Genomic DNA, 16,344 nt, shown 5'->3' with positions numbered 1-16,344 from the left:
AAGTCATGAAGAATCGCTTTCGGGGCAGCCTTCCCTATTCTCATCAGATAATTCCTTTTTTGCCATCCCAAAAAAGTGTGTTAGAGGACAAAATCGGGCAATTGGATAAGGGAAAAGTCCTTCATCGGGGTCATGAAGGACAAACTGTAGCAAATAGACAGGGGAAATGTCCCTCATCAGGGTTATGAAGGACAAACAGGAGCAATTGGACAAGGAAAATGTCTTTCATCAGGGACATGAAGGACAAACTGGAGTAAACAGGCAAGGGAAAAGTCCTTCATCGGGGTCATGAGGGACAAACAGGGGCAATTGGACAAGAGAAATGTCCTTCATCAGGGACATGAAGGACAAAATTGAGCAAATAGACAGAGGAAAAGTCCTTCATCAGGGTTATGAAGGACAAACAGGAGCAATTGGACAAGAAAAATGTCCTTCATCAGGGACATGAAGGACAAAATTGAGCAAATAGACAGAGGAAAAGTCCTTCATCAGGGTTATGAAGGACAAACAGGGGCAATTGGATAAGGGAAAGGTCCTTCATCGGGGCCAAACAGTAAAGAAAAAATGATTGGACGCTTACTCTTAGAACGACAGCAATAAAAAAGGATTGAGCAATTTTGATCTCAATCCTTTTTTGTGCGCTAAAAGGAAGTGCATATGACATATGTATTTATTTTTTAAAATCAGAGATGCGCATTCTTGTAGTTTGTTATTTTATAGAGTTAATACTTTTTCTGGGTAATTAAGTTTGAATTTGTAGTATTATTTACCTTATTGTAGGATTAAATTCATAATTGATTTACAGTATACAACAAAAGATATTGTAATATATAATGGGGCAATGTAATTCTAGAAAATAGATTAAATTAGCTTTGGATTTATTCATTTAAAGGATGGCACAGTAAGTTAAGATTTATCATTTTGAGTTTAAGATAAAACGTGAGGCACCATAGAGGAGAGTCTAGTATCATGGTTCAACTATTAAATAGCTTGACAATGTTGTCAGTGCATATACATACGAAAGAGATTTTTTCAGTAAACGCTATTGCTGACATCTTAACGAGTCTTGCTTATTTCTCGATACCTATAACTATGTTAGTTTTCGTGAAGAAAAGGAAAAACTTTGAGTTTAGGTGGATGTTTATTTGTTTCATATTATTTATTATGCTATGTGGAACGGGGCATTTGATGTATGTTATCCAGTACCTGGATCCACCTAAACCTTTCTATATAGTGAAGGATATAATAACCTTGTTAACCGCTGCAGTATCGATATCAACAGCTATATTACTTTGGAGAATAATCCCTAAACTACTGACGATACCAAGCCCAGCGGAATTGGAGGAAGCAAATGAAGAAATTCTTCATTTAGCTCATCATGATACGTTGACTGGCTTAGTTAATCGAAATTATTTTAATATCATGATAGAGAAAGCTATTACCGAAGCGAAGAAAAATCAGTATCAGTTAGCCGTAGTATTTATGGATCTTGATCGTTTTAAAGTAATCAATGATACATATGGTCATGGAATTGGGGATCTTCTTCTTCAACAAGTTTCTAAAAGAATCGTAAGCAGCGTTAGAGAAGGAGATATCGTCTCTAGACAAGGCGGCGATGAATTTATTTTGTTACTTCGAGATATTTCTTGTGTTGAAATGGAAAAAGTAATGAAGCGAATCATTCAGTCTCTATCTTCCTCTTTTATATTAGAGGGAAATGAAATTCATTGTACTCCGAGTATAGGAATCAGTTGTTTTCCATCGGATGGAATGGATGCGGAAACATTAATTAAGTACGCGGATCTGGCCATGTACAAAGCAAAGGAAAAAGGGAAAAATAATTATCAATTTTTTACTAGAAAAATGAATGAAGAAATTTTAAAAAAGTTAGTATTAGAAAATCAATTAAGAAAGGCAATTGAGGAAAAACAATTCCAAATATATTATCAACCACTGTTAGATTTGAGAACCAATCGAATCGTATCAACGGAAGCATTAATCCGCTGGGAGCATCCGGAAAAAGGATTTATTTCCCCTGCGGACTTTATTCCTTTAGCTGAGGAAACCGGTTTAATTTTACCTATCGGTGAATGGGTTTTAAATGAAGCGTGTAAGCAAACTAGCATATGGCGAGATCAAGGGTTTGACCTTTCGATTTCCGTTAATTTATCCAATCGACAGCTTATGAATGAAAATATTGTGGAAACGATTAAAAAAGCGCTGCTTCATCACCAACTTGACCCTAAACATTTAACTTTAGAAATTACGGAAAGCATGGCCATCATAAACTTGACAGATACCCTTCATAAACTAAAGCAGTTACAAGATTTTGGGGTACATATAGCGTTAGATGATTTTGGAACAGGATACTCTTCGCTTAGTTATTTAAGTATGCTTCCCATCACATCTGTTAAGATTGATAAATCCTTTATCGATGACATTAACAACGGAATGAAAAAGGAAATTGTTAAATCCATCACGAACATTGCCCACAGTATAGGTCTAAAAGTAGTAGCTGAAGGGGTTGAAGATGAACAACAATTTACTACCATTCGTTCTCTTGGCTTGGAAAGGGTACAAGGTTATTATTTGAGTCCGCCGCTTCCTGCAGATGAGGTGGAAGCAAAGGTTTTAGCAGTGAAAGCTTAGATAAAAGAATGTTGTTGTTTTTTCTCATGACGACGGGGAGAGCGCATGTAGAAAAGCAGGATAAAATACGAAAGAGAACTTTTCTTTTTACTTTTAATTAGTAGAAAGGAAAGTTCTCTTCTTATATAATTCCCTTATTTATACACATTGGAGGATATTATGCTCCTTTAAATGATTTTTTAATTTAAACATAATCGTGTTATAAGCCTCATGCTTGTAGCTGTATAAAAGAGCCTTTTTTAAATTATAGGTGTTGAAGAAGAAGTCGATTTGTTTTTTTACATAGCGTGCAATTTGTTCTTGGTAAAATAACTTTCTGTATTGAATTTTCTCAAGAATGTCATCTGTTAGGGAAAAGATAAAATCCAGAATGGAGGATTCCATGCTACCGCAATATTCGTTCACTGTCATAATATATACCCCCTCTTTTGTCAATGATTTAATGTGAAATTCACATAAACTTTACATTAAATTAATAATATTATTATAATCCAGAAGCCATGAAAGTCAATGTTTTCGGCAAAAGTAGTCAATTTTAGATAAAAAACAACGCAGTTGCTTAATCTCTATAGAAAAGTGCAAGATGACTTTCTCACATCCATGATAAAGAGGAATATTATTCCCCTATTAAGAAAATATATAGTTTCTGTTAATTCCCTCCTTTAAAGTTTTTTTATGCTACTATGTTTGATGACATCATAGAAGAAAAGCATATTAAAAGAGGGGATGTACATGTTTTTTCCTACTATATTATTAAAGGGATCCAATGTAAGGCATATTGTAAAAGATAAAAATTATTGTGAATGTGGAGAAAAATATCACGTTTACGTCACTTTCACGAGATATGATCTAAAACAAATAACATTTAAACCGGATAACGAGATCACTTGTCCAACTTGCAAACAGCTCATTCATTAAGGGTGGGGGCCCCCCATCCTTACAACTCCTTCGTTTTAACTTCTTTTTTCCCGCAATTAGATAAACGTCTTGCCTTCCTTTTTTGATACAAGAGTACCTATTTTTGATACAGGAGTACCCATATGGAGAGAATAATTCCGCCAATTCATGCAATAATTTCGCCAAATGATGCGATAATCTATCCAAATTAATCTATAATCTCGCCAATTCTGATCCTGTTCTCTGTTATAATAAGCTCACATGTTTATCCACTATTGCCTACAATTGCAATAATAGTGTAAGAGATTAAGGAGGACAAAATGAAGAAATATGTTGTTATATTACTGTTAGGTTTATTCTTTTTAGCGAATGTGTCAACGATAAACGCAGCAACAATTGTACCAACTATAAAAATTACTTCTCCTGTTGAAACAGGAGAAACGCAGGTAGACGTAGAGGTTACTAATTTTAACACTGACATGGATGGAGATTTAGTTATCGAAATAGGTGACTATAGGGATCAATGGTGGATTAGTGATACAGTTTCTTTCAACGTTCCTGAGTTGAAAAAAGGAGACCAAATCAATATTTCTTACATAGATGAGAGTGGAGAAGAGACACTGCTTCAAAGCGCAACAGTAGCAGATCCACTACTTCCAAAGTTATCTTTATCCACAGTTTCTAATAAAAATGATTATTTAGAGTACACAATTACAAACTACAATGAGCGTTTCTTAAATGGTAGATTAATTGCAAAGGTTAAAGGAGAAACTTTTGAAAGCTACATAGATGCGAAAACAGGGTTAATTATATTCTATGAACCTTTCAAGGCGGGAACAAAGGTAGAATTATATTATGTGGATCAAAATTATAGGGAATGGTATTTAAAAACGGTAACTGTAGTTGATAAGACGCCGCCAAAAATATCTGTACTATCTATCACTAATCGAACAACAACTTTTAAGGTAACCTCAGAGAAAAACAGCACGGTTTCTTTAAAAATTGGCAAAAAGACGTACAAAGGAAAAGATTTGAAAAATGGTCAATATCAATTTACGATTTCCAAACAAAAAGTTGGTACGAAAATTTTAATTACAGCTGCCGATAAACTTGGAAATAAGCAAACGAAGACAATTACCGTCAAGCTAAAATCAGGTACAACGATTAGTATGAAAGATGTAACAACAAAATCGACTAAAGTAACTGGAACCGTAAAGAAGTGGGAAAAAGGCGATAAAGTAATTGTCCTAATTGGCAAAAAGACATACAAAGGCAGCATAAAGTCGGGCGGTTCCTACTCTGTGAACATCCCAAAACAAAAAGCAAATACTACAGTAAAAGTTCGGGTCATCGATAGCATTGGCAATGTTCTAGATACTGATTCTACAAGAGTGTACACAACCAAATATGTTGAAATTGGTATGACGAAGAAAGAAGTATTAAACACACAATGGGGAGCACCAGACGATAAAAATATCACGATTGATAGCTGGGGCACATGGGAACAGTGGATTTACTACTACGGTGAATATGATGCACAGTATTTATATTTTTCAAATGGTAAGTTAGTTTCGATTGATTTGTAGAAGAAGGTGAAAAGTGTATTTTCGAGTGATTTTACTTGGAAATGCACTTTTTTTGAAGAATTTGAACTCGTCTATTTTCTAAACTAATTCACCTTTATATAACAGCTAAGGTACCACTTCCTAGTTTCCGGCATGTTTATATTCATTGGAAGCTTGATTTCTCTCTGAATAGTGGATTTTGTTTATCCTTTTTAGGTGCGAAGGTTAAGTTAAATATATAATTCCATTTAGGTATTGGTTTGATTTTGGAGGAATAAGGGGTATGTTAAGTATACGAAATGTGAAATATGGGTCAAAAACTTTAGTAATCAGTTAACTGAGGTGAATTTGTGAATTTTTTAACGTTTAGCGAAAATATTTTAGAATACATCAACGAATTTTTACTTGTAAGAATCATCATCTTAGCATTTGTTTTTTGGGTGATTTCTTACATTATAAATAAAACTGTAGATTTGTTTTTTCGAAAATTCCATTTTTGGGATGAAGAAGTAGAGAAAACTATTCAAGGGGTAATACGTTCTTCTTTAAAGTATATGTCTATAACACTCCTTGTTCTATATTTAATCGGGCAATTTATTGATATCAAAGCGATACTTGCTGGAGCAGGAATCCTAGGGGTCGTCATCGGATTTGCAGCACAGCAGCTGTTAAAAGATATTTTATTGGGCACTGTTCGGCTAACGGATAATGAATTTCGTGTTGGCAACTTTGTAACATTTAACGGAACTAGTTCAGGAACAATTGAGGAAATCGGCATTCGCTTTATGCAAATTAGGGAATGGTCAGGTAAATTGCTGACTATTCCCCATGGAGAAATTAGGACCATTCAGAATTTTAACAAAGGAAGAATGCGTGTAATTGAGCGAATCACAGTCGGCTATCAAGAAGATCCACGCCGGATTAAGGAATTGTTAGAAGCAGTATGTAAAGTTTGTAATGAAAAATATAGCGAGAGTTTATTGTTGCTGGAAGACGGAACACCTGAAGAAGCATTTCAATATGTCGGCATTACGGATTTGAATCCGAATTTTAAATACGTTGGATATGAATTTTGTGTGGTGGGTCTTGTAAAGCCTGAAGAATACTTCGAAATTTCACGAAAAGTTAGATTTGAAATGATGTCTTTGTTTTATGATCATGGTGTACACATGCCGGCATCTAACTTGTTATTTCAAGGTGAGACAGGAACTGTCCAAGCTTCAGACAGCTGAACAAAAATCAGTGAATTTTTTAGCGAACAGTTCCTACTGTTCGCTAATATAATCTTGAATGAATGGAATGAGCAGGAAGTTGAGAAGTTTTTGGAGGAGATAGTTAGGGTGTAGAGCTACTTTTAGAAAAAGCGTTGAGTCACTTTGGAATTTCGTATTCGGTGGGAGCCATTCTTAAGTATAGATACTTGGGGATGGCTTTTTTGTTTGTCCTTCCGTTTTCTATAATTTTCATGTTTGATATAGTATGAATATAACTTGAAGGAGGTTTTTCTAATACCAATCCACAATAAACTAGTCCGAGACCGAATTCCTGAAATTATCGAGTCAACAGGTAAAAAGTTTTCAACGCGTATTTTAAATGAAAAAGAATACATAACAGAATTAAAAAAGAAGAGCTTTGAAGAGCTGCAAGAGTATATGAAAGTGACTAATAATAGTGAGGCTATTGAGGAGTTAGCGGATTTATTAGAAATTATGCATGCTTTAGCAGAATTTCATGGTTCGTCGATTGAAGAAGTGGAAAGAGTCCGCCAAGAGAAAGCAGTTAAACGCGGTGGATTTAAAGAAAAAGTGTTTTTGATTGAAGTTGAAGATAGTAAATAAATGGGATAGTCTTAAAAGAGACTGTAATCTTACATATAAGGTGAAGTGCCATGAGCCATAAACTGCAAGTAGGGGAAATGAAGGTTGAATATTTAACAGATCAAGAAATTTGGAGTCATTTTAATTTTATTTTCTCTAGTAAATCAAAAAATTCGACTACATATAAGTTTGTGTTAATCAAGTCATTGCTTGAAAATTTGTATAACGTAAATGAAAAGCTAGAGTTGTCTTATGATATCTTGTTTAGCAGTTTCTCAAAAATTTATTGGAACTTAGTTATTCATCATAATCTTAATCAAATTAATATGATAGGGAAGAAAGCGGAAGTTCAAAATGTACTTGGGGCTATTCAATCGAGTTATCAGATTCCTAATACATTCGTTTTTGATAAGCTTTCTTCAGAAATTCAAGTGCAGGTCATTACTAAAGTGAAACGAAAGTGCAAAATCAATGTGATGGGTGCATTATACGGTGATACGGATTCTACGCTTTATGATTTCGATAATAAAAAGGAATATATACGAATCAATCCGTCTTATTATTCTTTTATGCAAAGATTTCAGAGAGTGCTTTACTATTTAACAAACTATCAGCTTGCCCTTTTCTTAGAGAAATTCAATAACGAAGGGGATACAACAAATTTGCTATTGAAAGTAGAGAATGTTTCCAAAAGGTCTTCCTTAGATCAATTTTATCAGGTGTTGGAATCGTTTTATGATGGGAAATGTTTTTATTGTGAAAAAGTAATTAAGAAAAAAGCAGCAGCGCATGTGGATCACTTCATTCCGTGGAGTTTTGTGCAAAACGATCAGTTATGGAATTTAGTCATTGCCTGTAGCACCTGTAATCTCTCGAAAAATGATAAGTTAGCCTCTGACTATTTCTTGAAAGCTTTAATTGATCGAAATGAAGAATTTTTGGTGCAGTCCAATCTTTTTCAAAGAGAGGATATGCAGGTATATAGTGAAAAGAAGTTAACGGAGCTTTATAAATATTCGGTTGATAATGGTTTTACGGATATTTGGTTGCCGAAGAGGATTATAGTATAGATATTAAAGAAAATTAAAATGAACTTTAATTTAGGAGTACATAATGAACGTTACAAAAAAACTAATTGTTAATTCTCAAAAAGGAAATTTATTAAATGAGCTTACAAAAGCGATTGATGAGTGTGAGCGATTTTATTTTAGTGTAGCTTTTATCAATTTTAGTGGACTTCAACTATTATTAGATGCATTTAAGGAAGCAGAGAAAAAAGAGGTAAAAGGGCAAATCATTACTTCTACGTATCTCAATTTCACTGAAGGTAAAGCGCTTAAGAAAATTAAGAACTTTAATAATATTGATTTAAAGGTATTTGTTACAGATAAAGAGATTGGATTTCATACGAAAGCTTATATATTTGAATTTAAGGATTATTATAAGGTGATTATTGGTTCGTCTAATATTACTCAAAGCGCTCTTAAGAGTAATATTGAATGGAATGTAGAGCTGATTACGAAGGACGATGCATTGTTTATTCAAGATGTTTTAAAGGAGTATGATTATCTTTGGAATAGTAGCGTAGAAGCGGATGATGAGTTTATTCGGAGATATGAAGAATTTATACAAAGCTTATCTGCTTTTCAACCGAAGAAACAGATGATTTATGAAAACGCGGAATATATCGTTCCAAACAGAATGCAAAAACAAGCTGTGGAAAATTTAGAACGAATTCGCTCGTTTGGTGAAAAGAAAGCGTTAGTTGTGGCAGCGACTGGTACGGGTAAAACGTATATGTCAGCCTTTGATGTAAAGAGTTACAATCCAAAAAGAGTCCTGTTTATTGTACATAGGGAAGAAATATTAAAGAAGGCAAAAGAGACCTTTGAGAAATTAATTCCAAATAGAGGGCTTACATTCGGTTTGCTTACTGGTAATCATAAGCAAGGTCATGCCGATTATGTATTTGCGACGATTCAAACCATATCTAAGTGTTACCTTGAATTTAAGCAAGAGGAATTTGATTATTTAATTATTGATGAGGCTCATCATGCAACAAGCCCAAGCTATCAATCTGTTTTAGACTATTTTCAACCGAAGTTCACTTTGGGAATGACTGCGACTCCTGAGCGTAGTGATCATTCTAATGTATTCGATTTATTTGATAATAATGTGGCACTAGAAGTTCGCTTACATGAAGCTTTAGAGGATGATTTAGTAATACCCTTTCATTATTTTGGAATTACAGATATTGAAGGTATTGATTTAAGTGACGTTAATATAGATGATGTAGCTGAAATTACAAAGAGGTTAAAAGTCAATGAGCGCGTAGATTATATTATTAGCCAAATGAATTTTTATGGTCATGATGGGAAGAAGAGAAAAGCTTTGGGCTTCTGTGCTTCTATAGAACATGCTAAATATATGGCTGAAGAATTTAATAACCGAGGATATAAAAGTGTATGCTTATTTGGTGGAGATTCAGTAGATCAACGCGCTTATTATGTAAATAAATTAGAAGACGATCAGGATGAACTACAATGTATCTTTACGGTGGATATTTTTAACGAAGGTGTAGATATTCCTTCTGTAAATACAGTGTTAATGCTAAGACCAACAAATTCTCCGATTGTATTTATTCAACAATTAGGACGGGGACTTAGAAAACATGATAGTAAGACTTTTTTAACAGTGCTTGATTTTATCGGCAACCATAATAAGACGTTCTTGATTGCTATCGCACTAAATGGAAGTAGATACTATGACAAAGAAAGCTTGAAAGTTGCTATTGCTACTAAATTTGCGAATATTCCTGGAAGTACACATATTCAAATGGATAAGATTGCCCAGGAAAGAATTTTGGAGCAAATTGATAAAGAAAACTTTAAATCATTAAAATATTTAAAGGAAGAGTATTTTGAATTCAAGAAACTGAATTCGGGAAAAACACCGTACTTTTTAATGGATTATATGAAGTATGATGGGGCTCCTGACCCTATTAAATATATTGATTTAAAGAAAACTTACTTAGAATTTGTTGCCTCAGTAGAGAAAGAGGATGAGTTGAAAAAATTACTCGAAAATGAATTATTTGAAGGAGTACTAAAAGAACTATCAAGTAAGTTACCAATTAAAAGGATTTATGAATTTGTTATTGCTAAATATTTATTAGAACATCAGGAAATTTCTCTCACAACGGCTAGAAGCGAAATTTTGAAGCTTGTTCAAGACATTCAAGAAGATAGTGTGGTACATGCTTTTGAATGTTTAAATCAAGATTATTATGATAGCGGTCAGCTAAAACGTAATCTTAAATTATTCACGTATAGTAATGGGAAGCTAGAGAAGACACAAGCACTCATAAATGTACTTGAGAACGAAGAGTACAGAATGTATATCGAAGACTTATTAAATTACGGCATTTCACGTTATAAAAAAGAATTTAAAGAAAAAGACTATGGTTTACCACATTTTAAATTGTATGAGCAATATCAAATGGCAGATGCTGCTTTACTATCTAATTATCGAAAAAGTCATAGTTCCTTTAGGGGATCAGGTTTATTGTCGAACGAAAATGACTATTTCTTATTTATTGATTTGCATAAGGAAGCAGATATCAAAGAAAGCATTAATTATCAAGATGAATTCATTAATGAGCGATTCTTTCAATGGCAAACCCCAAACAGTACAGCACAAAGTTCTGAACGAGGGAAGAATATTATATATAATAAAGCTCGAAATATTAATTTACATTTGTTTATCAGAAAGTATAAACAAATTGATGGGAAAACGGAGCCTTACATTTATATTGGCAAAGGGAATACCGTGTCATTTGAAGGAGAAAAGCCCATCACAGTAAAAATAGAGTTGGAACATGAAGTACCTGCAAACTTGTATAAAGAGTTTACAATCAGAGTTTAAACAAAAAATAGTCTTCTCAGAAGAGAGGACTATTTTTTTATTATTAATTCCTCCACCGCCGGAACATCCGCAGGAGCCCATTTAAGCGAGCTTAAGTTCTCGCGTTTCAGCCAAATCAGTTTTGAATGCTCTTTTGGAATAGGTGTGCCTTCTACAATTGTACATTTCATGCAAATTAACGTAATGATAAACGTATCATATTCATGCGTATTTTCATTAAATACATCATTCGCTTTAATGTTGCACCCTAGTTCCTCAGCTATTTCTCTTTCGATAGCAGAATAAAGGTCTTCTCCTTGTTCTACTTTTCCACCTGGGAATTCCCACATGTTAGGAAGGCTCATATCAGGCGACCTTAGAGCGCAAAGAATTTCATTTTCATTATTTTCAATAACAGCTGCTACTACTTTGACAACTTTTTTCATACGAATCCTCCTCGGGTTAAAAATAACATCCTTATCATATCATTTTTAGTTGTTAGTAGTTTAGAGAGAAATTATCTTTAGAAAAGTGCCACTGTTTGCTTAGAGGGAATTGCACAACGTGATTAGAACGAGGATAGGTTTTTAAACAAACGACAATATAAAGAATAATATTTCTCATATAAATAGTTCAACTTTTCTGAAGGAGGGGAATCTACATGAGTGTAGAACATTGTGCCACTATTGAAAAGTATGAAGTGGAATATAAAGGGGATAAGTTTGTCGTACTAGAGGTGTTTAGGACTGGGTGGTCTGGAGATACGCAAATCATTGATGAGGAAGGAAACGAGATAGATGATGCGTTATCAAATGCTGTGTATGAATATTTCATGGAGATGAAAAGTTTAATCTAAATATGTTTTTCTGCTTAAATACACCTTAAAACGAATCCCTTAATACAATAGGTAATAAGAAGAATGATACTTAAGATTGGAATGAGGGATAGTATGATACAAATATCGGGGATGAATGTTCAACAAAGTAGTATGTGGCCGTCTGGTAGTATTGAAAGGGTAATTGTTCAACAAATGAATGAACATCCGGTCGTTTATTCGTATCAGTCTCTCGATGAGTTATCGTTTGAACTCAAATTACGCAAAAACATCATAGTAAGTGCAAGAGCCATGAATCAAGGGTATGCTCAGTTCCAACCCTTTTCCCATTCTCGTTGTAATCCCGAATACTGGTATTTGACAAATGCCGGCGGATTCCAGCTGAAGCCTGGTGTAGTGCCATCTGATGCGATTCAAGACATTTACAACAACAGTTCGCTGTATGCGTTTGAATGTGCCACGGCAAAGGTAATTATCTATTATCATGCCGTTTTAAACAGTCTGGGCGAATATGTATTTAATCAGATATTCCAAGACCTCTATTTATACAGCTGGCATGCTGATCCTGAACTCGGTATACAACTGATTAATACGGATTATTTCTTACCCGGAGATGTTGTTTATTTTAATAATCCAGAATTTCATCCAGAAACCCCTTGGTGGAGAGGAGAAAATGCGGTTGTTCTCGAAGACGGTGCATATTTTGCACATGGAGTAGGAATAGGGACTGCTGAACAAATGATTGAAGCGCTAAATAAAGCGAGAATACCAGGGAGTACTCAATCAGCCTACCTGACAAATTCAGTCGTAAGACCCTCTTTTAAACATTTAGCGAAATTTTCGACGCTGCCACGAAATGATATGGCTTATAAAATCCAACATGTCGTCATACACCATAACGAAAGTTCGATTTCAGGTGATCGGTATCGGTTCTATTTCCATTACAAATGATTAGATTTCATTTTAAATCTACTAATATAATCTTTTTATAAATTATTGAATATCTAAAAACATCTAGAAATATCACGAGAAACAGTGTTTTAGTGTTGTTTTTGGCCAATAATGAACGTATATGGTTTATTTTGGCCATTTTTTGTCTATTTAAGGGATTTACAATAGGGAGATGACAGGCGTAGAATAATCGCATTAAATCACAAATTTTATATCGGCCTAATCTCAGAATCATTTGAGAACGGAGGACCCATTATTTTGGGGTTAATTCTGCTATTGCAGAAGGGATGAGAAACTCTTTCGCCATCCTACCCGTCAGCTAACTTCGTCGGCTAAAGCGAAAGGGGGTATAAGACCGCCTTAATTCAGGATGCTTTTTTGTTGTGTTTAAAACAAAATGGCAGCCTGATATATTTGTAGGTCTTTTTATTATGCCTATAATTAAAGGCTTCTTTGGAAACATATATGTATAGCCTGCTAGGCGTTAAATAGAGCAACGAATACTAAAGGCTTGTTCAATAAGTATACATTGGTCTTTTTCTATGTTCAGCCCATCTTTATCTTAATAACTATGGGACAAATATTTAGATACAATAATGGAAAAAGTAAACTGGATACTAAATTTTTTATGAGGTCAGTTAGGAGATCACGATGAAAAAAATAAAAGAGGTTAATCCTCCAAAAGCCCTTGTATTAGGTTTTGCAACGGTCATCCTTATCGGAGCCTTTTTATTGACTCTTCCCATTGCCACTGAGGATGGAAAAGGTCTCTCATTTTTAAATGCTTTATTTACCGCTACATCTGCTACATGTGTAACAGGGCTTGTCGTTGTAGATACTGGGGACACCTTTTCTTTATTCGGTGAATTGGTCATTTTATCGCTCATTCAAGTCGGCGGATTAGGGTTTATGACATTTGCAACTTTTTTATTTTTGCTGTTAGGTAAAAAAATTTCTTTAAAAGAAAGGCTGCTACTAAAGGAGGCTTTCAATAATGTATCCTTTGCAGGAATTGTCAGGTTAGTCAAAAGAATTTTGATATTTACTGCAGTGATTGAACTTGTCGGCGGCATCATTTTATCGATTCGTTTTTCTTACGATATGCCAATAGGTAAAGCCATCTATTTTGGATTTTTTCATGCTATATCTAACTTTAATAATGCTGGTTTTGATTTAATGGGAGAATTTCGGGGTCTAACTCCTTATGTAGATGATCCTATTGTCGTCTTAACCGTATGCGCTCTCATCACACTTGGTGGATTAGGATTTATTGTGATGAACGAACTATATGAATACCGTGATACTCGCCGCTTATCTGTGCATACGAAGGTAGTATTACTGGCAACCGTCATTCTAACAGTAGGGGCAACCCTGTTAATCTTCATGTTTGAATATGGAAATGATAAAACATTAGGCCCTTTATCTGAAACTGGAAAAGTATTGGGTGCATTGTATCAAGCGGTTACTCCAAGGACGGCAGGTTCTAATACATTACCAATTGGAGATTTAACACATTCTACTTTGTTCCTCATCATTTTTCTTATGTTTATTGGAGCAGGTTCAGGATCCACAGCTGGAGGAATTAAAATAACGACCTTTGCTGTTTTAGTAGCTACCGTATGGTCTCAAATTAAAGGGAAAGAAGACGTTGTCTTATTTAGGCGCAGAATTGTGACTGAAACGATATTAAAAGCACTGACCGTTGCTTTGTGTGGATTGAGCATTGTTGTATTCATGACTATGGCGCTTAGCATTACAGAACCCGGTCACGATTTTATGATGTATTTATTTGAAGCTACTTCTGCGTTTGGTACAGTGGGACTGTCTATGGGATTAACTCCAGAGCTATCTTCTGTGGGGCGTATACTTATCATTTTCACGATGTTTGCAGGAAGATTAGGTCCTTTAACAGTTGCTTTTGCTATTACAAAGAGACGTAAATCAGATACTTTCCGTCATATTAAAGGAAATATAATGATCGGTTAATTAAATTCAGGGAGTGTAGATGGAAATGGCTATAAAACAATATGCTGTGATTGGTTTAGGGAGATTTGGAACAAGTGTAGCTCGAAGACTATATGAGGCTGGACAAGAGGTGCTAGGAATTGATGCAAATGAGGAACGAGTCGAAGATGCTGAATTATTCGTTACTCATGCAGTAGTCGCTGATACGACAGAAGCGAAGGCACTTACATCTATTGGAATAAGCAATTTTGATTGTGTAATCGTAGCCATTGGAAATGATATGCAATCCAGCATTTTAACGGTTTCTCTGCTTAAAGAGCTAGGGGTTAAAAAAGTCATTGCAAAGGCTCTTGGAAAGCGACATGGGCAGGTTTTAGACAAAGTAGGGGCTGATTGGATTATCTATCCTGAGAGAGACATGGGAGAACGTGTGGCCAATCAGCTCCTGTCACCCAATATGTTGAACTATATTGAGTTATCAAAAGAACACAGTATAGAGGAGATTATGATTCCTTCCAAAATGGCTGAAAAAAGTTTGCGTGACCTTGACATTCGTGCCCAATATAATGTCAGTGTTATTGCTATCGTTAGAGAAGGAGATATTATTATTTCTCCTTCTCCCGATCGTATTATTCACAAGGAAGATTTATTAGTGATGATTGGGAAGAGAGAAGATATTGCTAAATTTGCGAATATAGGACAATAAGCGAACAGTGCCGGGCACTGTTCGCTAAAATAGAGGTTGATACATATTATTCATGTATGGTATGTATCAATCTCTTATTTCTTTTCCATAATAGTGCCTTCGTTGAAAATCGTTATGGAAGTAAAGTACCAGTTAATTTAATAAATATCTCCTTTCAAATGAACAATAATAAAACTAGATGTCAAAAAGTAAAACGGTGTAAAGAATGGGAAAAAAGAAAAAACGTTTCAATAAGAACTCAATTCCTTTTTGGTTGTTAGCAGTTATTCACTTAGGTATGTTTTTGCTAGTGTTAAAACGTAAAAAACAAAAGGATACATGGATTTTACTATTATCAAATATGGGTTTTGCTTATTTATTTGAGTATCTGGTTCTCAATTTATTTCATGGTTATAGATACAGACCGTCAATTATGAAAAAGCGTACTTTTGATTCAGTCTTAGGAGCCATCTTCTCTCAAGCGATTTATGTACCAATTACAGCTACTTTTCTAACTTTACTGAACAAAAAATGGAGTTGGAAAGTCGGTTTCAGCCTTTTTTATTATTGTATTGAGAACTTATTTTTACGACTAAATATTTATAAAGTATATTGGTGGAGGCCTATATACACGTTAGTCTTATTAAATGTATATTTTAATATTAGTGATGCTTTTTATAAGGCGCTTTCAACCCAAAAACGATGGGCAATGGTTATTGCTCATTACTTGGCTATTGAAGTAGTTTCGATTACTTTAGCGTATATTTTTGCAGTGAATCGTTATATTCGATTTGGGCGTGGATATTTCCATACGTGGACTGAACATTTTAAAATAGTACCTTTATACAGTTTGATACTCTCTTTTATCGCTCTCATTACGTCTTCAAAGGCTGGATTGTTTTATAGAATGCTCCTACCATTAAGTCATATTATTATCGATATAACCTTGGTAAAAATGGGTATCTTAAAAGTGAATATCAACCAATTTTTAGGTACCTGTTCTCGATACTTACCAATGACATTTATTTCGAGATTTTTTTATAAAATAATTTACAAAGAATAGCGAACGGTGCCTGG

13 protein-coding genes and 1 riboswitch are annotated in these 16,344 nt (G+C 34.5%); of the genes, 11 read left to right on the top strand and 2 right to left on the bottom strand.

Going from position 1 to position 16,344, the window contains the following annotated elements; translation table 11 throughout:
- Positions 1-969: 969 nt before the first annotated feature.
- The gene (locus ACE199_RS07980; RefSeq protein WP_483878200.1) at positions 970-2,649 is read left to right on the top strand and encodes a putative bifunctional diguanylate cyclase/phosphodiesterase; all 1,680 of its coding nucleotides are present in this window, start codon (positions 970-972) and stop codon (positions 2,647-2,649) included.
- A gap of 138 nt (positions 2,650-2,787) precedes the next feature.
- Here ACE199_RS07980 and ACE199_RS07975 read toward each other — a convergent pair whose 3' ends face one another.
- A complete protein-coding gene (locus ACE199_RS07975) occupies positions 2,788-3,060 on the bottom strand; it encodes a hypothetical protein (RefSeq protein ID WP_375349282.1) in 273 nt (90 codons plus the stop codon).
- Positions 3,061-3,866: 806 nt separating this feature from the next.
- On the opposite strand from ACE199_RS07975, the gene ACE199_RS07970 reads away from it, so the two are divergent.
- The 5 genes from ACE199_RS07970 to ACE199_RS07950 all read left to right on the top strand — a co-directional run bounded on the left by ACE199_RS07970 (position 3,867) and on the right by ACE199_RS07950 (position 10,852).
- Positions 3,867-5,132: a hypothetical protein gene (locus ACE199_RS07970; RefSeq protein ID WP_375349281.1), complete on the top strand. Its 1,266-nt coding sequence runs from the start codon at positions 3,867-3,869 to the stop codon at positions 5,130-5,132.
- Between the two features lie 329 nt (positions 5,133-5,461).
- Positions 5,462-6,343, top strand: a complete 882-nt coding sequence (locus tag ACE199_RS07965; protein WP_375349280.1) for a mechanosensitive ion channel family protein — start codon at positions 5,462-5,464, stop codon at positions 6,341-6,343.
- Positions 6,344-6,619: 276 nt separating this feature from the next.
- Positions 6,620-6,949 (top strand): phosphoribosyl-ATP pyrophosphohydrolase, encoded by a 330-nt coding sequence (locus ACE199_RS07960; RefSeq protein ID WP_375349425.1) that lies wholly within the window; start codon positions 6,620-6,622, stop codon positions 6,947-6,949.
- A gap of 50 nt (positions 6,950-6,999) precedes the next feature.
- Complete coding sequence (locus tag ACE199_RS07955) at positions 7,000-7,998, top strand: HNH endonuclease (RefSeq protein WP_375349279.1); 999 nt, start codon at positions 7,000-7,002, stop codon at positions 7,996-7,998.
- A 43-nt stretch (positions 7,999-8,041) separates the two neighbouring features.
- On the top strand, positions 8,042-10,852 hold the full coding sequence (locus ACE199_RS07950) for a DEAD/DEAH box helicase (RefSeq protein WP_375349278.1): 2,811 nt from the start codon (positions 8,042-8,044) through the stop codon (positions 10,850-10,852).
- 29 nt (positions 10,853-10,881) lie between these two features.
- Here the strand turns inward: ACE199_RS07950 and ACE199_RS07945 are convergent, their stop codons facing one another.
- Positions 10,882-11,277 carry a (deoxy)nucleoside triphosphate pyrophosphohydrolase gene (locus ACE199_RS07945; protein WP_375349276.1) on the bottom strand — a complete coding sequence of 132 codons (396 nt, stop codon included), beginning with the start codon at positions 11,275-11,277 and terminating at the stop codon, positions 10,882-10,884.
- Between the two features lie 215 nt (positions 11,278-11,492).
- On the opposite strand from ACE199_RS07945, the gene ACE199_RS07940 reads away from it, so the two are divergent.
- The 5 genes from ACE199_RS07940 to ACE199_RS07920 all read left to right on the top strand — a co-directional run bounded on the left by ACE199_RS07940 (position 11,493) and on the right by ACE199_RS07920 (position 16,330).
- Positions 11,493-11,687 (top strand): hypothetical protein, encoded by a 195-nt coding sequence (locus tag ACE199_RS07940; RefSeq protein ID WP_375349275.1) that lies wholly within the window; start codon positions 11,493-11,495, stop codon positions 11,685-11,687.
- Between the two features lie 93 nt (positions 11,688-11,780).
- Positions 11,781-12,617: a protein-glutamine gamma-glutamyltransferase gene (locus ACE199_RS07935; RefSeq protein WP_375349274.1), complete on the top strand. Its 837-nt coding sequence runs from the start codon at positions 11,781-11,783 to the stop codon at positions 12,615-12,617.
- A 206-nt stretch (positions 12,618-12,823) separates the two neighbouring features.
- Positions 12,824-12,966, top strand: a riboswitch (cyclic di-AMP (ydaO/yuaA leader).
- 302 nt (positions 12,967-13,268) lie between these two features.
- Positions 13,269-14,603 (top strand): TrkH family potassium uptake protein, encoded by a 1,335-nt coding sequence (locus ACE199_RS07930; RefSeq protein ID WP_375349273.1) that lies wholly within the window; start codon positions 13,269-13,271, stop codon positions 14,601-14,603.
- Between the two features lie 25 nt (positions 14,604-14,628).
- Complete coding sequence (locus ACE199_RS07925) at positions 14,629-15,288, top strand: potassium channel family protein (protein WP_375349272.1); 660 nt, start codon at positions 14,629-14,631, stop codon at positions 15,286-15,288.
- 205 nt (positions 15,289-15,493) lie between these two features.
- Positions 15,494-16,330, top strand: coding sequence for a hypothetical protein (locus ACE199_RS07920; protein WP_375349271.1), 837 nt, complete (start codon positions 15,494-15,496; stop codon positions 16,328-16,330).
- Positions 16,331-16,344: the final 14 nt, after the last annotated feature.

Origin of the sequence: Peribacillus sp. Hz7 (assembly GCF_042136355.1) — a bacterium.
Taxonomy (GTDB): domain Bacteria; phylum Bacillota; class Bacilli; order Bacillales; family DSM-1321; genus Peribacillus; species Peribacillus asahii_A.
The sequence above is the reverse complement of the archived record's forward strand: the minus strand, read 5'-3'. Positions and strand labels throughout refer to the sequence as shown.